Genomic DNA, 20,374 nt, shown 5'->3' on the forward strand with positions numbered 1-20,374 from the left:
GATGGGCGTGACGCTGGACCACTTGCGCCGCCACGCCATTGCGCGCAGCCTGTTCAAGCCCACCACGCTGTCGGCCGCCATCAAACGGCTCGGCTTTGTGCAGGCCGACCCCATGCGGGCGCCGGCGCGCGCGCAAGACCTCATCCTCTTCCAGCGGGTCAAGGGCTACCGCGCCGGTGACCTGGAGCGGCGCTACGAGCGGCTGGCCATTGAGGAAGAGGCCTTCGTCAACTATGGGTTTGTGCCACGCGACTGGACCGCCCTGCTGCACCCGCGCTCCCCACGCCGCGCCTGGGACGCCGCCGCTACCCGCCGCGCCCACGAGTTGCTGGCCTTTGTGCGCGAACGGGGGGCCGTGCACCCGCGCGAGGTCGGCGAAGCCTTTGCGCACCACGGCCGCGTGGCTGGCTACTGGGGCGGCGACCTGAACGCCAGCACCCGCTTGCTGGAGGAGATGCACCGCCACGGCTGGTTGCGCGTGCGCCGCCGCGAATCGGGCACCCGTGTTTATGAAGCGGTGGCGCACCCGCCGCAGGACGACGACCCGGTCACACGCCGCACCCGCGCCGAGGCCCTGGTGGACCACATCGTGAACCTCTACGCGCCGCTGCCGGCCGCCAGCCTGGGCTACCTCGTGACCCTGCTGCGCTACGGCGCGCCCCAACTGATGACCGAGGCCCGTGCCGTGGCCAAGGCCGCTGCCAGCCGCTACGGCCATGCGCGGGTGGACGGTGTGGACTGGTTCTGGCCGGCCGACGAAAACCCTGCCTCGCGCCGTCACCGGCCCGAACCCACGGTGCGCCTGCTGGCGCCCTTCGACCCGGTGGTGTGGGACCGCCACGCTTTGAGCTGCTGTGGGGGTGGGCCTACCGCTTCGAGGCCTACGTGCCCGCCCCCCAACGCACCATGGGCCACTACGCCTTGCCCCTGCTGTGGGGCGAGCAGGTGGTGGGTTGGGCCAACCTGCGGCTGGAACGGGGCACCTTACGGCACGAACTGGGCTTCGTCACAGGTCGGCCCAGCGAGCCCGCTTTCGATTCGGCCTTGAACACCGAATTGGCACGTTTCGAGCAGTTTCTCGCGCCCCGTTGATCGCTCTGACCAAGTGCCCGCCCCGTTTCAGGGCGCCGAAGCCGGGGCTCCCAAAAAAGCGCCAAATGCACCATACGAATGCGAAGTGCACCAGTATGGCGCTTTTGAATCAGGCCAACTCGGCGATCATTTCAATTTCAACACAGGTGCCCATGGGCAATTGCGCCACACCGAAAGCGCTGCGGGCGTGCAGACCTTTGTCGCCAAACACCTGGCCGATCAGTTCAGAGCAGCCATTGGTGACCAGGTGGTGCTCGGTGTAATTGGGGCTGGAGTTGACCAGGCTCATGAGCTTGACGATGCGCTTGACACCGTTCAGATCGGTACCGGCGGCTTTGCAGGCCGCGTCCAGCGTGCCCATGAGGTCGATGGCGACGGCACGGGCAGCAGCCTTGGCTTCATCGGTAGCCATGTTGGTGCCCAGCTGGCCGACCCAGGCCTTGCCGTCTTTTTTGGCGATGTGGCCGCTCAGGAACACCAGCTTGCCCGTTTGCACAAAAGGCACATAGGCTGCGGCAGGCACGGCCACGGGGGGCAGCGTGATGTCGAGGGCTTTGAGTTGGTCGTAGACGGACACGTGGGGCTCCAGGGTGTGTGTGATGTGAAGCGGGCCATTCTATCGGCCACCCTCTTGAGCGGTGGCTGGGTCAGCGACTGGAAACTGGTCCACCGGCGCCACCGTCACGCCCACGTGCAGATTGTGGCTGCCACCGCCCTGGATGACGCCGCGCAGCGGCGACACGTCGCCAAAATCGCGGCCCAGGGCCAGGGTCACGTAGTCTTCGCCGGGGCGGCCCAGACCGCAGCGGTTGTTGGTGGGGTCGAAGTCGCACCACACACCGTCCTCGCCGTCTGCACCGGGGCAATAGACCGCCACCCAGGCGTGCGAGGCATCGGCGCCGATCAGCCGCGCCTGGCCCTCGGGCACCTGGGTCAGCAGGTAACCGCTGACGTAGCGCGCCGCCAGCCCCAGGCTGCGCAGGCAGCCCAGCATGATGTGGGCAAAGTCCTGGCAGACGCCTTGGCGCTGCTCCAGCGCGGTGAGGGCCGGGGTGTTGATCTCGGTGCTGCCACTGCGGTATTCGAACTCGGCATGTATCCGCGTCATCAGCGCCTCGCAAGCGTCGAACAGCGCACGTTCGGGCGTGAAGACGGCGCGGGCGAAATCGATAAAGGCCTCATCGCGCGGCACAAAAGGCGAGGCGAACAGGAATTCGTTGGCGGCGTCAAAGGCTGCGCCGGCGTGGTAGCGGAAATGGTCGCGCACCGCCTCCCATGCCGGGGATTCGGGCAAGGGCTGCGGCGCCTCGGTGCGCACGGCCATGTCGGCGTGCACACACAAGCGGTCGTGGGGCACTTGCAGGGCAAAGAAGTGGCGCGGGTTGCCAAAGGCGTCTTCGCCCTCCATGGCCTGGGCGGGTTCGGGCGTGACACTGAGTTGGTGTGAGAGCAGTGTCTGGCCCGCCAGCTCGGCGCTGGGCCGCAGGTGGGCCATGTGCTGCGCCAGCATCACGGGCGCCGCGTAGTCGTAGCAGGTTTCGTGGACGATGCGCAGTTCCATCGCGGGCTCCGGCTGGGGTCAGGTCATCAAGGCCTGGTTGTCGCGGTCGGCGTGGCTGAAGTGACGGCGGTTGATGTCGTCCGACAGGTCCATGGCCGCTTGCCGACATTGGCTCAGCACCGCCAGCAGGGCCGACGGTTGGCCCCGGGCGGTGGTGTCGCAAAACGCGGTCAGCGTCCAGCCGGCGGGGTCGGGCAGGGGCTGGGCCAGTTCCGAGACCTCGCCGTGCACCGTGTTGGCGAGCTTGGACAGCCGCGAGCGCAGGGTGCCCAACACCCAGGCCAGCGAGCGCGGGTTGTCGCGGTCGAGCACCAGCATGTCCACCAGGGCGGGCAGATCGCGTCGCTGCTGGTAGCGGGCGTGGAAGGTGATGGTGCTGTCGAACAAGGCCACCAGGGCCTCGAAGCCGCCGTCCTCGGACAGGCTGGCGTGGGTCAGGCCGTCGGCCAGCGCTTGCGACAGCGTGCCCAGGCGCTCGATGTGGCGGCCAATACTGAGCAGGCGCCAGCCGTCGTCGCGCACCATGCGGTCGGTTTGTGCGCCGGTGATGGCGGCCAGGCCTTCGCTGGTCAACTCCAGCGCGTTGAGGGCTTCCTGTGGCGCGTACTCGGCGTCGGCGCTGAGCTGCTCGCAAGCGTCAGAGAAGGCCACCAGCACCCGTTCGATGAGGTTGCGTTGCTCTTGCGACAGGCGTTCACGCACGCTGGCCGCCGCCTGCGACAGCGCGCGCAGGTTGAACCCCACGCTGTGGGCGCCACTGTCGGGTGCGAGCATCGCGATCAGCGAGCGTTCGAACACACGCGGCGACTGGGCTGCGCTGGGCACATCGGGCAACACCAGGCCGTTGCCCATCGCGCTGGCACCCAGCCAGTTGAGCAGGGCGGGCGAACTCTGGTCTTCGCCGTGCAGGCTGCGCAGCGCGATTTGCGCCAGGCGCACGCTGTTTTCAGCGCGTTCGGTGTAGCGGCCCAGCCAGAACAGGTTTTCAGCCGCCCGGCTGGTCACCGGGCGCTTGTGTTCGAGCTGATCGATGGGAATGGGCGCCTGGTTCAACAGCGTGGTGTGGTCGACCTCGCCCCTCGTGAGCACCCAGCAGTCGGCGCTGCTGCCCCCGCGCTGCATGGAAGCCATGAGCTGGCCACGCGGCGCCAGGCGCACCATGCCGCCGGGCAACACCCGCCACGACTGCGGTCCTTCGGCCAGCGCAAACACGCGCAGCATGGCCGAGCGGGGCGCCAGGTGGTCGCCCTTCCAGGTGGGGGTCTGCGACAACGGCAGGTAGGTCTGCACCGTGTAGTTCTCGGGCTGGCGCACCATGCGGCCGGTGAGCTGGTCCAGCGCGTCGGCGCTCAGGCGCTGGCCCATCTGGGTGCCTTTGCCGAGGTCGGGCCGGGTCGGCTTGATCACGCTCTGCTTGAGCAGGGGCAGCACCCGCTGCAAGGCGGCGGCCTCGCCACACCACCAGGTGTCCAGCGAGGGCAGGGCGAGTTCCTGCCCCAGCAGATGCCGACTCAGTGCGGGCAAAAAGCCCAGCAGCGCGCTCGACTCCAGCGGTGCCGTGCCGGGTGCGTTGGCCAGCAGCAGGTTGCCCGCGCGCAGGGCTTGCAGCAGGCCGGGCACACCCAAGGCCGAGTTGCTGCGCAGCTCCAGCGGGTCCAGCCACTCGTCGTCCAGGCGTTTGATGAGCGCGTGCACCGGCTCCAGGCCCTGGAGGGTCTTGAGGTACACGCGTTGGTCGCGCACCGTGAGGTCGCTGCCTTCGACCAGACTCAGGCCCAGGTAACGTGCCAGGTAGGCGTGCTCGAAATAGGTTTCGTTGTACGGGCCGGGCGTCAGCAGCGCAATGCGGGCGTTGGCCCCTTCGGGCACCATGCGTTGTATACCCTCCATCAGCGCGCGGTAGCTGGCCGCCAGGCGCTGCACCTTCATGCCACCAAAAGCTTTGGGAAACTGGCGGCTGATGGCGATGCGGTTTTCGAGCAGGTAGCCCAGACCGGAGGGTGCCTGGGTGCGCTGCGACACCACCCACCAGCGGCCGTCGGGGCCCCGCGCCAGATCGAACGCTGCGATGTGCAGCCAGGTGTCGCCAGGCGGGCTCACACCGTGCATGGCGCGCACATAACCGGGGTGGCCTTGCACCAGCGCCGCCGGCAGCAAGGCACGCTTGAGCAGTTCACGGGGGCCGTAGATGTCGGCGCAGATGCGGTTGAGCAGGTCGGCACGCTGCAGCACGCCGGCTTCGATGCTGGCCCAGTCGTCGGGCGTCACGATCATCGGCAACAAATCCAGTGCCCACGGGCGCTGGCCGCCCTGGTCGTCGGCGTAGACGTTGTAGGTGACGCCGTTGTCGCGTATCTGGCGGGCCAGGTTGTGCTGGCGCCGGTTCAGGTCGCCCAGGCCCTCAAAGCCCACGTGTTCGAAAAACTCGGTCCAGTGCGGACGGATGGCACCAGCCTCGTCACGCAGTTCGTCGAGGTGACCGGCGTCGGCGCGGCCACCCATGGCCGCCGCCATCTGGGCCGGGCTCTCGTGGGCGTTGTCGCCAAAAAGGGTGGGGTCGGGGGCTTTCACGGCCCCCGAGTATGCCCGGCTTCAGACGGTTGATTGAATTGACATTTCACTGTCGCAAATCGAGGGTAAAGGGGAATTCCTGGCTGTGTTGGGCCGGCTGCACCACCATCTGCCCGGGCGTGTGCCCCATCTGGAAGAAGCGCGACAAGCGCCGGCTTTCGGCCTCGTAGGCGTTGACCGGAAAGCTGTCGTAGTTGCGCCCGCCCGGGTGGGTCACGTGGTACTGACAGCCGCCCAGCGACCGTTTCATCCAGGTGTCCACGATGTCGAAGGTCAGCGGGGCGTGCACGCCGATGCTGGGGTGCAGGGCGGAGGGCGGGTTCCAGGCCTTGTAGCGCACGCCCGCCACATAGTGGCTGGTGGTGCCGGTGGGTTGCACCGGCAGGGCGCGACCGTTGACGGTGACGACGTAGCGGCTGTCGTTCCAGCCGCTGATGTGCACCTCCAGGCGCTCCAGTGACGAATCGACGTAGCGCACGGTGCCACCGGCCGAGCCTTCCTCGCCCATCACGTGCCAGGGCTCCAGCGCGTTGCGCAGGGTCAGTTCCATGCCGCGCGCACGCACCTGGCCCACCAGCGGGAAGCGGAACTCGAAATGCGGCTCGAACCAGCCCATCTCGAAGGGGTAGCCGGCATCGCGCAGGTCGGCCAGCACGTCCTCGAAGTCCATGCGCACGAAGGTGGGCAGCAGGAAGCGGTCGTGCAGCTCGGTGCCCCAGCGGGTCAGGCGGCCTTTCCAGGGCTGCTTCCAGAAGCGCGACACCAGGGCGCGCAGCAGCAGCTGCTGGGCCACGCTCATGCGGGCGTGAGGTGGCATCTCGAAGGCGCGCAGCTCCAGCAGTCCTAAGCGGCCGGTGCTGCTGTCGGGCGAGTAGAGCTTGTCGATGCAGAACTCGCTGCGGTGGGTGTTGCCGGTCACGTCCACCAGGATGTTGCGCAGCGTGCGGTCCACCAGCCAGGGCGGCATGTCCTGCCCGTGTATGCCCCGGTTCTTCTCGATCTGGTTGAGCGCGATCTCCAGCTCGTAGAGCTGGTCGTTGCGCGCCTCGTCCACCCGCGGTGCCTGGCTGGTGGGGCCGATGAACAGGCCGCTGAACAGGTAGCTCAGCGAGGGGTGGTTGTGCCAGTAGGCCACCAGGCTGCCCAGCAGCTCGGGCTTGCGCAGGAAGGGCGAATCGGCCGGTGTGGCGCCGCCCATGACGAAGTGGTTGCCGCCACCGGTGCCGGTGTGTCGCCCATCGGTCATGAACTTCTCGGCGCACATGTGGGTTTGGTGCGCGGCCTCGTACAGGAACTCGGTGTGCTCCACCAGCTCGCCCCAGTTGTGGGCGGGGTGGATGTTGACCTCGACCACGCCGGGGTCGGGCGTGACCTGCAGCATTTTCAGACGCGGGTCGCGCGGTGGCGGGTAGCCTTCCAGCACCACCTGCACGCCCAGCTTCTCGGCCGTGGCCTCGATGGCGGCAAGCAGATCCAGGTAGTCCTCCAGACGCGCCAGCGGCGGCATGAAGATGTAGAGGTGGCTGCTTTTGCCTCCCACGCTGGCTTCGGCTTTGGGGCCGTTGGCGCGTTGTGGGTCGCGGGCTTCGATGCACAACGCGGTGCGGGTCAGCCACGCGGCCGATTCGCCACGTGCCGGGTAGCGTGTGCTCATGGGCTGGGCGGGTGCGGCCCCGGGCACGCCCTGGCCGCTGGGGTCGCCTTGCCAGGCGGGTGTGCCGTCGTCGCTGTGCACACCGAACTCGGCGTTCTGCATGGAGACCACGCCGCCTTCGGCGAAACCGCCGCCGATCTGGTGCGGCGCGTACTGGCGCTTGAAGGCGCTGCCCTCGGGCAAGGCGTCGCGCTGGCCCAGTGGGTCTTGTTCGATCAGGTAGGGGTAGTCGGCCTTGCTGACCCAGGGCAGCGAGTCCAGCGGCAGGCGGTAGCCCATGGGCGAGTCGCCCGGCATGAGGTACATGCGCTCGTCGCGGAAAAACCAGGGGCCGGTGGTCCAGCGGGTGCCGCCCAGTCCCAGGGTGCGCACGCCCTTGGCGGCGTTGGGGCCGGGCATGGCGTGGGCCTGCAGCGGCAACACGTAGCCCACCACCGCCTCCAGCCCTTGGCCAAACACGCGGCGCAGGCGCTGGCGCTCCATCTCGTCGTCCAGCTTGGCGTCAAAGGGGTCCACGTTGACCGGCAGGCGGCGTTCGCGCCACAGGTAGTAAAACGTGTCCTCGTAACCGGGCGTGATGTGCTGGGTGGACAGACCCAGCTTGCGCGCCAGCGCCTGGCTGAAACGGCGGGCATCGTCGGCGGTGTATTTGGCCGGTTCGCGTTCGTCGGCAAACAGGGCGGGGTTGTGCCAAATCGGCTCGCCATCGGCACGCCAGAACAGCGACAAGGCCCAGCGCGGCAGCTGCTCGCCTGGGTACCACTTGCCCTGGCCCAGGTGCAGAAAGCCGCCGTCGCCGTACTGCAGGCGCAGGCGGTGCAACAGCTCGGTGGCGTAATGGCGTTTGGTGGGGCCCAGGGCGTCGGTGTTCCACTCGGCGGCGTCGCGGTCGCGCGTGGCCACAAAGGTGGGCTCGCCGCCCATGGTCAGGCGCACGTCGCCGGCCACCAGCTCCTTGTCCACCTGCTGGCCCAGGGCGTCGATGGCGGTCCATTGTTCGTCGGTGTAGGGACGGGTCACGCGCGGCGATTCGTACACCCGGCTCACGCCCATGTGGTGGCTGAAGGTCACTTCGCATTCGTCCAGCGCGCCTTCGATCGGAGCGGCGCTGCTGGGCTGCGGTGTGCAGGCCAGCGGGATGTGGCCTTCACCGGCCAGCAGGCCCGAGGTCGGGTCCAGGCCAATCCAGCCAGCACCGGGCAGGAAGACCTCGCACCAGGCGTGCAGGTCGGTGAAGTCGGCCTCAGGGCCGCTGGGACCGTCCACCGCCTTCACGTCGGGCGCGAGCTGGATCAGGTAGCCCGAGACAAAACGCGCGGCCAGGCCCATGTGGCGCAGCAACTGCACCAGCAGCCAGCCCGAGTCGCGGCAGGAGCCGCTGGCCTTGGTCAGAGTTTCTTCCGGCGTCTGTACACCGGGCTCCATGCGGATCAGGTAGCCGATGTCGCCCTGCAGCTTCTGGTTGATGCCGACCAGGAAGTCGATGGTGCGCTGCTTCTTGTTGTCCACACTGGCCAGGTAGGCCTTGAACGCGGGCGTGAGCTCGCCTTTGGCCAGGTAGGGCTGCAGCTCCTTGAGCTGGTCGGCCGAGTAGGCGAAAGGGAATTCCTCAGCATGCGGTTCAAGGAAAAAATCGAAGGGGTTGTAGACCGCCATCTCGACCACCAGGTCCACCGTGACTTTGAATTCGCGCGTGGACTCCGGGAACACCAGGCGTGCCTGGTAGTTGGCGAACGGGTCTTGTTGCCAGTTGATGAAATGCTGGGTCGGCTCCACCCGCTGCGAGTAGGACAGCACCTTGGTGCGGCTGTGTGGCGCCGGCCGCAAGCGCACCACCTGGGGCCCCAGTTTGATGGGGCGGTCGTAGGTGTAGTGGGTGACGTGGTTCAGGGCAACGTGGATGGCCATGCGATAAGCTTTCGTCAGGGAGAACAGCAGCATGCACAGAACAGAATGCCGCACGGCCATACTAGCAAGGACCGCGCCAACATTTCATGACATCCGACACCATCCACTCAAATGGGGCAGCCTGTGTTGATGGAATGAGTGCCGTTTCATGTGGCCGTGGCTGGCGGGATGGGCGATCGGGGTGGCGCTGCAATGGCAGCAGCCGCAGCTGTGGCCTGTTGCTGCCTATGGGGTGGTTCTGTGCGTGGCTCTGGTTGCCGCTTGGGCCTGGCGGGTGGCGCCGGCGGCGGCCGTGGGCGGGCGTGTGTGGCAACCCGGCCTCGCGCTTCTGTGTGCCGCGTTGCTGGGTTTTGCCACGACAGGGTGGCGTGCGCTGCCGCTGCAGGCCGATGTCCTGGCGCCGCAGTGGGAGGAGCGCCCGCTGTGGTTGCGTGGGGTCGTGGCCGATTTGCCCCAGAGCCATCCCGATGGGCAGATGCTGGTGGTCCGTGTCGATTCGGCCGACCTGGACGGACGTCCCGTCGAGCTGCCCAAGCGGGTGCGGCTGTTCTGGCCCGCCGCGCCCGACACGTTGAAGGCCGGCCAGGTGTGGCGCTGGCCTGTGCGGTTGCGTGCACCGCATGGTTTGGCCAATCCGCACGGGTTTGACCGCGAGTTGTGGCTGTGGGAGCAGGGCATTGGTGCCACGGGTGTGGTGCGCAGCGGGCGCCAGGTGCCCGCTCCCGAGTGGGTTGGCGACAGCGCTCGCCACCCGATCGACCGCTGGCGCGGCGAGCTGACATCGGCGGTGGTGCAGCGGGTGACGGATGCACGCGCCGCTGGTGTGATCGCGGCATTGCTGGTGGGCAACCAGTCGGCCATCGCCCGCGACGACTGGCAGGTGTACCGCGACACCGGCGTGGCCCACCTGATGGCCATCTCTGGCCTGCACATCACGCTGTTCGCCTGGCTGGCCACCCGCCTCGTGGGGCTGGTTTGGCGGCGGCTGGCACCGGTGTGGCCCGGGCTGCTGCTGCGTTGGCCGACACCGGTGGCGGCCGCGTTGGGTGGGCTGTTGTTGGCCACAGCGTATGCGCTGCTGGCGGGCTGGGGTGTGCCGGCTCAGCGCACGGTGTTCATGCTGGCCACGGTGGTGGTGCTGCGCTGGCATGGGCTGGACTGGCCGTGGCCCCTGGTGTGGTTGTGGTGCCTGGCGCTGGTGCTGGCCGCAGACCCGTGGGCCGGCCTGCAGCCCGGTTTCTGGCTCAGCTTTGTGGCGGTGATGCTGCTGTTTGTGTCAAACCCCCAGGGCCAACAGACGGCCTCTGCGGGGCAGGCCCTGCGCTCGATGCTGCGCGAGCAGTCGGTGATGACGCTGGCGCTGGCGCCCCTCACCCTGTTGTTGTTTGGTCAGGTGTCGGTGGTCGGGCTGTTGGCCAACTTGCTGGCCATTCCCTGGGTGACGCTGCTGGTCACGCCACTGGTTTTGTTGGGCGTGTTGGCCGCCCCTGTGTGGGACGTGGCCGCCTGGGCGTTGACGGTGATGTCGGCGGTGCTCCAACCGATGGCCCAGTGGCCGCTGGCTGTTTGGCATGCGCCAGCACCGCCGTGGCCGGTGGCGGTGATGGGTGTGTGTGGTGCGGTGCTGGCCGTGGTGAGGGTGCCGTTGCCCTGGCGTTGCCTCGGTGCCCTGTTGGCATGGCCCGCCCTGGCTTTTGTGCCGGCGCGCCCTGCCGCTGGCGCGTTCGATGTGTGGGCGCCCGACGTGGGGCAGGGCAGCGCGATACTGGTTCGGACCGCCCACCACAGCCTGCTGTTTGACGCCGGCGCGCGCTACCGCAGCGGTGGGGATGTGGGCGAGCGGGTGCTGGTGCCCTGGCTGCGGCGCCTGGGCGAACGGCTCGATGTGCTGGTGATCAGCCACCGCGACAGCGACCACGCAGGCGGCGCCGATTCGGTCTTGCGGGCCCAGCCACAAGCGGGTTGGCTGGCGTCCTATGTGCCCACGCATGCCACACGTGGTTTCGCACCCACGGGCCCCGCCTTGTGCGAAACGGGCCAGCGCTGGGTCTGGGACGGCGTGACCTTTGAGGTGAAGCACCCCGACCCGGCCGATCACCTGCGCGTGGGCGCGCCGGCCAATGCGCTGTCCTGCGTGCTGCGGATCAGCAACGGCCGGCAGGTGGCATGGTTGACCGGCGACGTCGGACACGACCAGGAGGTGAGGTTGGCGGCCCGCCACCCGGGCGAGCGGGCCGACGTGCTGGTGGTGCCGCACCACGGCAGCCGCTCATCGTCCAGCCCGGTCTGGCTCAACGAATTGATGCCGACCTGGGCACTCATACAGGCCGGGCATCTGAACCGGTTTGGCCACCCGGCGCCCGAAGTCGTGGCGCGGTACGAGGCCCGAGGTGCGCAGTGGCGAGCGTCGCCATCGTGCGGCGAAATGCGCTGGAGCAGTGCCCAACCCGATCAGCTGCACTGCCACCGCGACGCCGCGCGCCGCTACTGGCATTGGCGGGCGCCCGCCCAGCGTCCCGATCGGCATACCATGCCCGAGCGGGGCGACGATGCGATGCCAGCCGCCGACTAGGCCACACCGTGACCGTGGCTTGCGGTCAGTTGGCGCGGTACTTGCTATGCTTGAATCAGACAGGAGTGAGATCACATGCAACTTCAGCAGTTCGACGAGATGTACACCGGGCCCGAGAGCCTGCGGCCACATTACAAGGCCTATGCCACCTGGCTGGGCGAACAGCCACCCGAGGTGATGGCGGCCCGGCGCGAAGAAGCCGAGATGATTTTTCGCCGTGTCGGCATCACCTTTGCCGTTTACGGCGCCAAGGACGAAGACGGCTCCGGCACCGAGCGTCTGATTCCCTTCGATCTCATTCCCCGGATCATTCCTGCCCACGAGTGGGCTTCGATGGAAAAGGGTTTGGTCCAGCGCGTGACCGCGCTCAACGCCTTTATCCACGATGTTTACCACGGCCAGGAGATCATCAAGGCGGGTGTCATTCCCGCCGATCAGATCACCCAGAACGCCCAGTTCCGGCCTGAGATGGTGGGCGTGGATGTGCCCAACCACATCTACTCCCACATCGCTGGCATCGACATCGTGCGGGCACCGAACGCGGCGGGCGAGGGCGAGTACTACGTGCTCGAAGACAACCTGCGCGTGCCCAGCGGCGTGAGCTACATGCTCGAAGACCGCAAGATGATGATGCGGCTGTTTCCCGAGCTGTTCGCGCAGAACCGGGTGGCCCCGGTGGCCCATTACCCCGACCTGCTGCTGGAGACCCTGCGCGCCTCCAGCCCCGCCCACACCGCCGAACCCACGGTGGTGGTGCTCACACCGGGCATGTACAACAGCGCCTACTTCGAACACGCCTTCCTGGCGCAGCAGATGGGTGTGGAGCTGGTCGAGGGACAAGACCTGTTCGTCAAGGACCACTTCGTCTACATGCGCACCACACGCGGGCCGGTGCGGGTGGATGTGATCTACCGCCGGGTCGATGACGATTTTCTCGATCCCCTGGTGTTCCGCCCCACCAGCACCCTGGGTTGTGCCGGCCTGCTGGATGCTTACCGAAAGGGCAATGTGACCATCTGCAACGCCGTTGGCACCGGTGTGGCCGATGACAAGTCCATCTACCCCTACGTGCCGCAGATGATCGACTTCTACCTCGGCGAGAAGCCGATATTGAACAACGTGCCCACCTACATGGGCCGCAAGCCCGACGACCTCAAGTACATGCTGGACCACATGCAGGAACTGGTGGTCAAGGAGGTGCACGGCGCTGGTGGCTACGGCATGCTGGTGGGGCCGGCGGCCACCAAGGCCGAGGTGGAGGCGTTTCGTCAGGCGGTCAAGGCCAAGCCCGACGGTTACATCGCCCAGCCCACGCTGAGCCTGTCCACCTGCCCGACCTACGTGCAAAGTGGCGTGGCCCCGCGCCACATCGACCTGCGTCCTTTTGTGCTCTCCGGTAAGGAGGTGCAGATGGTGCCCGGTGGCCTGACCCGTGTGGCCCTCAAGGAAGGCTCGCTGGTCGTGAATTCGTCACAGGGTGGCGGTACAAAAGACACTTGGATTCTGGAAGACTGAAAGAAGGCGAAACAAGATGCTGTCACGAACCGCCGATCACCTGTTCTGGATGTCCCGCTACACCGAGCGCGCCGAAAACACCGCTCGCATGCTGGATGTCAACTACCAGACCTCCTTGCTGCCCCAATCGGCCGCCGTGGCCGAAGTGGGCTGGGAAGGCCTGCTCACCATCAGCGAGCTGATGCCCAGCTACCGCAGCCGTTACGGACAGGGCGAGGTCAAACCCCGCGATGTGCTGGACTTCATGGTGCGCGACGAGGACAACCCCTCGAGCATCGTGTCCTGCCTGCGTGCGGCGCGTGAAAACGCGCGCGCCGTGCGCGGCGCCCTCACCACCGAACTGTGGGAAACCCAGAACCAAACTTGGCTGGAACTCACGCGCATGCTCAAGGGCAAGGAGTTCGAGCGCGATCCGGGTCAGTTTTTCGAATGGGTCAAGTTCCGCTCCCACCTCTCGCGTGGCGTGGCCATCGGCACCATGCTGCAAGACGAAGCCTTCCACTTCTACCGCATGGGCACCTTTCTGGAGCGTGCCGACAACACGGCGCGCCTGCTGGACGTGAAGTTTCACGCGGTGCATAGCGATTTTTTTGGCACCGCCAGCGAACTCGATCAGGAGTACGACTTCTACCACTGGAGTGCCATCCTGCGTTCGGTCAGCGGCTTTGAGGTCTACCGCAAGGTCTACCGCGACGTGATCAAACCGGAGCGTGTGGCCGAATTGCTGATCCTGCGTGCCGACATGCCGCGCAGCCTGCACGCCAGCATGAACGAGCTGGTCAGCAACCTGGCGGTGGTGGCCAATGACCACTCGTCTGAAACCGAGCGGCGTGCGGGCAAGTTGCGTGCCGATCTGCAGTACGGGCGCATCGACGAAATCCTGGCCACCGGGTTGCACGCCTTCCTCACGCAGTTCCTCGACCGGGTGAACGAACTGGGTGGGCGCATCAGCCAGGACTTTTTGGTGCCCAGCCTCGACTGACCCGGCGCGCAGGCGTCGCCGGGCTTGCCACAGCCCTGGCGTTCGGCACAATACCGGGCAACCACGCAGATGGACGTGGACAGGGAGTGTGTCGATGAAAAAGAGCGTCTGCCGCCCGCTGCTGGCCGCGGTGTTGGTGTTGGGCGGTGTGTTGTCTCATGCCGGCGCCACGCCGACGCCCTCCGCGCCGAAGCCGGTGGTGGTGGGTGTGGAAGACGATTGCGCGCCGTTTGCCTGGGTGGGGCAAGACGGTCAGCCCCAGGGCTACTCGGTGGATGTGGTGCGCTTGGCCTTCAGTGAAATGAAGGTGCCCTTGAAGCTTGTGGTCCTTCCCTTTGAGCGCTGCATGCGTGAAGCGCGTTTGGGCAAAGTGGCGGCCTGCTTCAACTCCATGTTCAACGAAGACACGGCCAAGGAGTTCCACCTGCACCAGGCACCGCTGTTCCATGAACCGCTGGGTGTGTTGGCCCTGGCGTCTGCCCCGCGTGAGGTGGTGGACCAACAGGCCATGCAAGGCCGCACGGTGGGTTATGTGCAGTCTTATCAGTACCCGGATTGGTTCATCAAAAGCACCACCATCACCCGGGTGCCGGCCCGCAATGACAAGGCTTTGTTGCTCATGCTGGCCCGGGGGCGTGTGGATTTTGCCCTCTACGGTCCGACCATGGCCGCGTGGTACCTGCAAACGGCCCCGGAACTGCGCGGTGTGAAACTGCGCTTGGTGGGGGAGGTGTCCAACGACGGGTTTGGGGTCGCGTTTTCGCGTCGCCACCCCCAGGGTGAGGCACTGCGCCACGGCTTTGATCAGGCGCTGGTGAAGCTGCAGGCCCGGGGCGTTTTCACCGCTTTGCGGAGCAAACACCTGTCTGCTCTGGAGCCTTGACGGCAGCATTGGTTGCGGCGCTACCGGGCATGCATTTTGAGCAGACGGGTGATTTTTTGCTGGTTTTGTATGTCACTTTGGGCACCATAATGAAAAAAGTGCGCCTGTATGCGCAAGGCTTGGGAGGGCGGTATGAGACTTGGGGCGTGGGTATGGGCGTCGCTGGCCACGGCAGTGGCCGGTGTGGTGGCCGGTGTGGTGGTGGTGCGGTCGGTCGCGGCCGACCCGGAGGCGGAGCCGCCCGCCAACACCACCGTGTCCGTCATCGGTGTCGAAGACGACTGGCCGCCGTTTGCCTGGGTTGACGGGCCTGGGCAACCACCACGTGGTTACGCGGTCGAGGTGGTGCGCCTGGTGTTTCGCAACATGGGCGTGCCCGTTGAGCTCGTGGTCATGCCCTTTGGCCGTTGCATGCACGAAACGCGGATAGGCAAGATCGCCGGCTGCTTCAATTCGGTTTTCAGCGACGACATACGCAAAGACTATGCGTTGCACTCCACCCCCTTGTTCAACGAGCCGCTGGCGGTGCTGGCCCGCGCCGCAGCGCCACGTCAAACCATCGATGCCAATGGCCTGGAGGGGCGCACAGTGGGCTTTGTCCAGGGCTACCAGTACCCCGGCTGGTTCAAGAACAACAAAGCCATCGTCCGCGTCTCGGCGGCCAGCGATTCGGCCTTGTTGCTCATGCTGGAGCGGGGGCGCATCGAGCTTGCGGTGACGGGCGCAACGGTCGCCGCTTGGCGACTTCAGACCAACCCGGAACTTCGCAACGTGAAGGTTCGCATGGTGGGTCAGGTGTCGAACGATGGTTTTGGCGTTGCCTTTTCCAAACAACATCCACACGGTGAGGTTTTGCGCAAAGGTTTTGACCAAGAGTTGCTCAAGCTGCAAGCCACCGACGGCTTGCGGGAACTGCAGCGAAAACACCTGCCGCTGCTGTCGCAGTGAGCTGCCGTGATGGCCTCGCTGTGCTTGTGGCTCGCTGTGCTGGTGGCGTTCGGTTCAAACCGGCACAACAACGTCTGGCTTCAAACCTTCAGGTGCGTCGTGTTGGTCCCAGGCTTGCTTGAGCGCAAAACGCAGGCGGAAGGTGACGCCGCGCTGGGGTGCTGACCAGAAGTCAAGTTGCCCGGCCATTTTTTGTGTCACCAGGTTGTAGACGATGTTCAACCCCAGGCCGGTGCCACCCCGGCCTCGCCGGGTGGTGAACAGGGGTTCAAAAATGCGGTTGTGCAGTGCCGCCGGCACGCCCATGCCGTTGTCTCGGTAGATCAGTTCCACCTGACCGTGGGCCTCACGCAACTCGATGGCGATCAACGGTTTGGCAACACCCTCAAAAGCGTGGCGCACGCTGTTCATGATGAGGTTGGTCAGCACCTGCATGAGGACACCGGGGTAGCCCATGCCTTTGAGCGACACAGGGCCTTCGAAGTGGGGCACAACGGGGATTTTTTTGGTCTCCGGGTGCAGGCTGGCGATCAGCGCTCGCGTGGTCTGGGCGATGTCGTATTCGCACAGCGTTTCGTCCGCTTGGTTGGCCGCAGCCTGTTTGAAGTCGCGCACCAGCTTGGCCGCTCTGGACAGGTTGCCCACCACAATGAGCTGGCCTTCGTGGGCCTCCCGCATCAGCGCTGAGAAGGTTTCCCGCGTGAGGCTGTCGGCCTGAAAGTGGTCTCGGATCGAATCGAGGGCCTCGCTCACCACAGACGCTGCGGTCACGGCAATGCCCAGCGGCGTGTTCACCTCGTGCGCCACCCCCGCCACCAGCGTGCCCAGCGAGGCCAGGCGTTCGTTGTTGATCAACTGGTCGCGGGCGTTCTGCAGCTGTTCCAGGCTGAGGCTGAGTTCGCGTGTGCGCTCGGCCACCGTCACTTCGAGCTGGTCCGAGTAGTCGTTGAGACGCTGTTCTGCTTCGCGCAGCTGGGTGAGCAGGCGGTCGATGGAACCCAGGTGCTGGTTGGCGATGGCGGCCAGTTGCCCAATTTCGGTCATTTCGTGGCCGGCGGGCACGGCCAGGCGGGCCGATTCGGGTCGGTCCACGTCGGCCGACTGGATGGACTGGATGATGTTGACCAGGGGGCGGCGCAACACCCGGTCGTAGGTCAGCAGCAGCAGCGCGGCCAGCACCAGCGCGTAAAACATGGTGCCGACCAAGATGGCACCAGCACGCGCGAGAAACGCATTCGCTTCCGCGTGGGTGTCGTAGGTGATGTGGATCTCGCCCAGCCACTGGAATTCGCGTCCAGGCGGCGAATGTATGGACCACATGTACTGGCGTGCCGGCCCAAACAGCAGGTCGTTGAGCCAGGGTTGCCCATGCGTTCTTTTGGGGCCAGTGGCCTCGGCCAGAACCGATCCGTCGTCCAACACCACCCGTGCTTCGCGTATGTAGGGGAGCGTCAGAAGGCCGGCCAGCATATCTGCCACCCGGGCCTGATCCATCCCGTAGACGCTGGCGTCCAGCGGCTCTTGTGTCATGCCGCGGACTGTGGCCAGGTTGTCTGCAGGCAACTGCCGCACCTGGTGCAGGTCGTAGGCCACCTGCACCAAGCTGATGAGCAGCCCCACCGTCCAGGCGACGATGAGGATCGACTTGACCAGCAACCCGGACAAGGACCGCCGTGCGGGGCCTTGGGTCAACGGTGGCATCGCGCTGGCGACCAGTGGCAGGGAAACTCAGGCGGCGGTGGAGGGCTGTGGCCAGGCGGCGCTCAGCGCGTCCAGCCAGGCGTTCAGATGGGCTTGTTGTCGTTGACTCAGGCGCAGGAGCGCACCTTCATGCACGCGCATGCGTGGGCTTGTGCCGCCTGACAGGGGGGCTTCAGCCCAGCTGAGTTCGGCTGCGTCGATCTGGAAACCCGAGCGCAACAAGGCCTTGGCACGAAGCTCCGCCTCATAAGGGCCAGCGGCGCGCAACGCCGGCAGTTCGCGCATCAGCATCAGCAGGCTGTCCATGTGGAGGTCTTTGTCGGCCAGCGCGCGGTAGTTGCGCAGAGACGTGTACAACACGCTGCGCAACTTCAGGGTGGTCAGTTCGGTTTTTTCCTTGTAGGCGTCGATGTCGAACTGGCGGATCACCTGCTCCTCGGGCGCCAGGCCGGCCTGCCCGGTGCGCAACACCAGGCGGGTGAGCGGGCTTTGGTCGGTCTCGCGCAGCCAGCGCACCAGTTCCAGGCCCGCGTGTTCGGTTTCCATGACAACGTCGACCACCGCCAGAGCGATGTCGTTGCGACGCTGGAACACCTGCTGGGCTTCCCGGGCAGAGTAGGCTGACAGCAACTCCAGCCCACGCTGCTGGAACTCAAACTTGCGCAGGGCCAAGCGGGTCACATCGTGCACTTCCGCGTCGTCATCCACCAGCAGGACACACCACGGGACAGTCGCGGACCGGGGCGCTGCCGAAGGCGCCGGCGCTGTCGCAAAAAACTCCATGTCCACTCCCCAAAATATTGCTGTTTTTCAACAGCGGGAGTGTGAGTCAAGTGCCGTTGGTCGGCAATTTTTGTTAATCGGTGGGCTTGGGTTTTGACATTTGGGCCGCCCGCTCGCGTGCCACGGTTTGGCCCAATTCGATCACCGCCAAGGCGTAGTAGCTACTCCAGTTGTAGCGGGTGACGGTGTAGAAATTGTCGGTGCCAATGACGTAGCTGGGTGGGGCGCCCCCCGCTGCCGGGTCGCCGTTGTGTAGCTGCACCAGTGCGAGCAAACCCACATGGCGCTGGGCGTCCTCGTCCAGCCGCACCCCTTTGGACTGCAGGGTGGCCACGCTGAAGCTGGGCAGGATGTCAGGTGCCAACAGCGTGTCGAGATCCAGCGTGGCTTCATCAAAGCGCGCGGGGTAGTGGGTGGGCATGCCGCTTTGCCAGCCGTAGGCTTTGAGGTAGTGGGCCACCGAGCCGATGGCGTCCGCCGGACTGCCTTGCAGGTCGACCTTGCCATCGCCATCGAAATCAACCGCGAAGCGCTCCCAGCTCGTGGGCATGAACTGGGGCAACCCCATGGCGCCTGCATAGCTGCCCCGCCATTGGCTGGGGGGCACGTTGTGGCGTTTTGACATCAGCAACAGCTGCGCCAGTTCACCTTGAAAGTACTCGGCGCGTGCGGCGGCACGCGGGTGGCTGGTAGGGAAGTCAAAGGCCAGCGTGGCCAGGGCGTCCAGCACACGGAAGTTGCCCGTGTGCCGGCCGTACAACGTCTCCACCCCGATGATGCCGACCACCAGCTCGGCCGGCACACCGTATTCGGCCTGCGCGCGCGCCAAGGCATCGCTGTGGGCTTGCCAGAAGCGCAAACCGGCCTGTACCCGCACCGGCTCGATGAAGCGCTCGCGGTAGGCGGCCCAGTTCTTGGCCGCTGGGCTGGGTGGCGGGGCAATGAGTTTGAGCACCGCTGGCACACGTTCGGCCTGGCCGATGTGCTGCCGAACCCACTGGGGGGCCAGCCCGTGGCGGGCAGCGACCTGATCGGCGAAAGCCATCGCGGCTTCGTGGCCCGCATACCGGAACGAGGGCGTGGCGCGCTCTTTTGGGCCCGTCTTTTGGGTGGTTTGAGTGGTGTTGGCCTCAACCGGGGCGGTGCCCATCATCAGCAGGCTCGCGAGCGCGGCACCTACAAAGCCCCAGGCTGGGCGGTTGACATAGGCAGGAGTATTGGGGACGGCGGAGAAGGAAGGGAAGGCCATGGCGATCAACTGGGTTCGCGTTTGAGTGTAGCCACAGCCGGCGGGTCTGGACAAAGTCCTGGCATTGAGCCTGCGCACGTGCATTCGCGGCGCGGCATCCACAAGCCCAACGGGGCGAACCCTCAATGGGAAGCTGCGCTGCAGGCGCTTTGATGCGAAGCCGTGGCACACTTGAAAGCTATGGTTTTGTCATCCGCTTCGATCACTCGCCGCCTGGCAGGTCTGCTCTTCGTGATCGTGCTCCCGCTCCACGCCGAGGTCATCACGGTCTACGGCAGCGACGAATTTCCCCCTGTGTCCTACATGAACGCTGGCGTGGTGGCCGGGGCCTTTCCGGCCATCCTGTCGCGCCTGGAAAAGGAAACTGGTGACCGGTATGAGATTCAGCTTGTACCGTGGGCGAGGGCACTTTGGATGGCGCAGCGGGAGCAGGGCGCGGTGGCCAATATTTCATGGACCACAGAGCGGTCGATGCAGATGGACTACTCCGTGCCGATCTACCCGACCGAGGTGGTGCTGGTGGTGAAGAAGGGGCGTGAGTTCCGCTTCGAGTCGCTGAGCGATCTGAAGGGCAAGTTGATCGGTGCCGGACTCGGTTCCAGCTACCGCGACGAGGTCGACGCGGCGATCGCTCGCGGCGACATCCTGGTCGATCGCGACCCGAACCAGCTCAACCGCATGCGCAAGCTGCTCTCCGGCCGTGTCGATGCCATTTTTGTCGGCGCTGGACGCGTGGGCGTGAAGACGATGATCGAATCCACGCCCGAATTCAAGGACCGGGCCGATGAGTTCGTGGTCCTGCCCAAGGTCGTTGCCGTCGATCCGCTTCACCTCGCGATCCCGAAATCGCTGAACAAGACCGAGGCCTTGCAGCGCCTGAACCGGGCGTACACCAAGCTGAAGGAGCGCGGCGACCTCGCTGACCTCCTCCCACGCTGAACAAAACCCTCGCTTG

13 protein-coding genes and 1 pseudogene are annotated in these 20,374 nt (G+C 66.0%); 7 read left to right on the forward strand and 7 right to left on the reverse strand.

Features of this window, described 5'->3' with window-relative positions:
* Position 1 precedes the first annotated feature (1 nt).
* Positions 2 to 1,092 (forward strand): annotated as a pseudogene (locus ACFQPB_RS14585) (DNA glycosylase AlkZ-like family protein).
* A 109-nt stretch (positions 1,093 to 1,201) separates the two neighbouring features.
* Here ACFQPB_RS14585 and ACFQPB_RS14590 read toward each other — a convergent pair.
* From ACFQPB_RS14590 to ACFQPB_RS14605, 4 genes are all read right to left on the reverse strand, one after another.
* Positions 1,202 to 1,669, reverse strand: a complete 468-nt coding sequence (locus ACFQPB_RS14590) for a RidA family protein (protein WP_382202838.1) — start codon at positions 1,667 to 1,669, stop codon at positions 1,202 to 1,204.
* 39 nt (positions 1,670 to 1,708) lie between these two features.
* Positions 1,709 to 2,653 (reverse strand): transglutaminase family protein, encoded by a 945-nt coding sequence (locus ACFQPB_RS14595; RefSeq protein WP_382224670.1) that lies wholly within the window; start codon positions 2,651 to 2,653, stop codon positions 1,709 to 1,711.
* 18 nt (positions 2,654 to 2,671) lie between these two features.
* Positions 2,672 to 5,167, reverse strand: coding sequence for a circularly permuted type 2 ATP-grasp protein (locus ACFQPB_RS14600; RefSeq protein WP_382224719.1), 2,496 nt, complete (start codon positions 5,165 to 5,167; stop codon positions 2,672 to 2,674).
* A gap of 103 nt (positions 5,168 to 5,270) precedes the next feature.
* Positions 5,271 to 8,786, reverse strand: coding sequence for a transglutaminase family protein (locus ACFQPB_RS14605; RefSeq protein ID WP_382224673.1), 3,516 nt, complete (start codon positions 8,784 to 8,786; stop codon positions 5,271 to 5,273).
* Positions 8,787 to 8,934: 148 nt separating this feature from the next.
* Here ACFQPB_RS14605 and ACFQPB_RS14610 point away from each other — a divergent pair, with 148 nt between their 5' ends.
* From ACFQPB_RS14610 to ACFQPB_RS14630, 5 genes are all read left to right on the forward strand, one after another.
* The gene (locus tag ACFQPB_RS14610; RefSeq protein WP_382224676.1) at positions 8,935 to 11,358 is read left to right on the forward strand and encodes a DNA internalization-related competence protein ComEC/Rec2; all 2,424 of its coding nucleotides are present in this window, start codon (positions 8,935 to 8,937) and stop codon (positions 11,356 to 11,358) included.
* 75 nt (positions 11,359 to 11,433) lie between these two features.
* Positions 11,434 to 12,873 (forward strand): circularly permuted type 2 ATP-grasp protein, encoded by a 1,440-nt coding sequence (locus tag ACFQPB_RS14615; RefSeq protein ID WP_382224679.1) that lies wholly within the window; start codon positions 11,434 to 11,436, stop codon positions 12,871 to 12,873.
* 16 nt (positions 12,874 to 12,889) lie between these two features.
* On the forward strand, positions 12,890 to 13,855 hold the full coding sequence (locus ACFQPB_RS14620; RefSeq protein ID WP_382224682.1) for an alpha-E domain-containing protein: 966 nt from the start codon (positions 12,890 to 12,892) through the stop codon (positions 13,853 to 13,855).
* A gap of 94 nt (positions 13,856 to 13,949) precedes the next feature.
* Positions 13,950 to 14,738, forward strand: a complete 789-nt coding sequence (locus tag ACFQPB_RS14625) for a substrate-binding periplasmic protein (RefSeq protein ID WP_382224685.1) — start codon at positions 13,950 to 13,952, stop codon at positions 14,736 to 14,738.
* Positions 14,739 to 14,870: 132 nt separating this feature from the next.
* Positions 14,871 to 15,686 carry a substrate-binding periplasmic protein gene (locus ACFQPB_RS14630; protein WP_382224688.1) on the forward strand — a complete coding sequence of 272 codons (816 nt, stop codon included), beginning with the start codon at positions 14,871 to 14,873 and terminating at the stop codon, positions 15,684 to 15,686.
* 54 nt (positions 15,687 to 15,740) lie between these two features.
* Here the strand turns inward: ACFQPB_RS14630 and ACFQPB_RS14635 are convergent, their stop codons facing one another.
* From ACFQPB_RS14635 to mltB, 3 genes are all read right to left on the reverse strand, one after another.
* Entirely contained in the window at positions 15,741 to 17,387 is a 1,647-nt protein-coding gene (locus tag ACFQPB_RS14635; RefSeq protein WP_382224691.1) for a sensor histidine kinase, read from the reverse strand.
* Positions 17,388 to 17,414: 27 nt separating this feature from the next.
* Positions 17,415 to 18,095, reverse strand: a complete 681-nt coding sequence (locus tag ACFQPB_RS14640) for a response regulator (protein WP_382224694.1) — start codon at positions 18,093 to 18,095, stop codon at positions 17,415 to 17,417.
* Positions 18,096 to 18,243: 148 nt separating this feature from the next.
* Positions 18,244 to 19,323, reverse strand: a complete 1,080-nt coding sequence (gene mltB / locus ACFQPB_RS14645) for a lytic murein transglycosylase B (protein WP_382224722.1) — start codon at positions 19,321 to 19,323, stop codon at positions 18,244 to 18,246.
* A gap of 258 nt (positions 19,324 to 19,581) precedes the next feature.
* Here mltB and ACFQPB_RS14650 point away from each other — a divergent pair, with 258 nt between their 5' ends.
* Complete coding sequence (locus tag ACFQPB_RS14650; protein WP_382224696.1) at positions 19,582 to 20,358, forward strand: substrate-binding periplasmic protein; 777 nt, start codon at positions 19,582 to 19,584, stop codon at positions 20,356 to 20,358.
* Positions 20,359 to 20,374 lie beyond the last annotated feature (16 nt).

Origin of the sequence: Hydrogenophaga atypica (assembly GCF_042665215.1) — a bacterium.
In the GTDB taxonomy this organism is placed as follows: domain Bacteria; phylum Pseudomonadota; class Gammaproteobacteria; order Burkholderiales; family Burkholderiaceae_C; genus Hydrogenophaga; species Hydrogenophaga defluvii_A.

Coding starts and splice junctions, on each gene's coding strand:
- ACFQPB_RS14630 (WP_382224688.1), top strand. CDS start 14,871: ATGAGACTTGGGGCGTGGGTATGGGCGTCGCTGGCCACGGCAGTGGCC.
- ACFQPB_RS14615 (WP_382224679.1), top strand. CDS start 11,434: ATGCAACTTCAGCAGTTCGACGAGATGTACACCGGGCCCGAGAGCCTG.
- mltB (WP_382224722.1), bottom strand. CDS start 19,323: ATGATGGGCACCGCCCCGGTTGAGGCCAACACCACTCAAACCACCCAA.
- ACFQPB_RS14605 (WP_382224673.1), bottom strand. CDS start 8,786: ATGGCCATCCACGTTGCCCTGAACCACGTCACCCACTACACCTACGAC.
- ACFQPB_RS14625 (WP_382224685.1), top strand. CDS start 13,950: ATGAAAAAGAGCGTCTGCCGCCCGCTGCTGGCCGCGGTGTTGGTGTTG.
- ACFQPB_RS14635 (WP_382224691.1), bottom strand. CDS start 17,387: ATGCCACCGTTGACCCAAGGCCCCGCACGGCGGTCCTTGTCCGGGTTG.
- ACFQPB_RS14610 (WP_382224676.1), top strand. CDS start 8,935: ATGTGGCCGTGGCTGGCGGGATGGGCGATCGGGGTGGCGCTGCAATGG.
- ACFQPB_RS14620 (WP_382224682.1), top strand. CDS start 12,890: ATGCTGTCACGAACCGCCGATCACCTGTTCTGGATGTCCCGCTACACC.
- ACFQPB_RS14595 (WP_382224670.1), bottom strand. CDS start 2,653: ATGGAACTGCGCATCGTCCACGAAACCTGCTACGACTACGCGGCGCCC.
- ACFQPB_RS14600 (WP_382224719.1), bottom strand. CDS start 5,167: ATGGCGGCGGCCATGGGTGGCCGCGCCGACGCCGGTCACCTCGACGAA.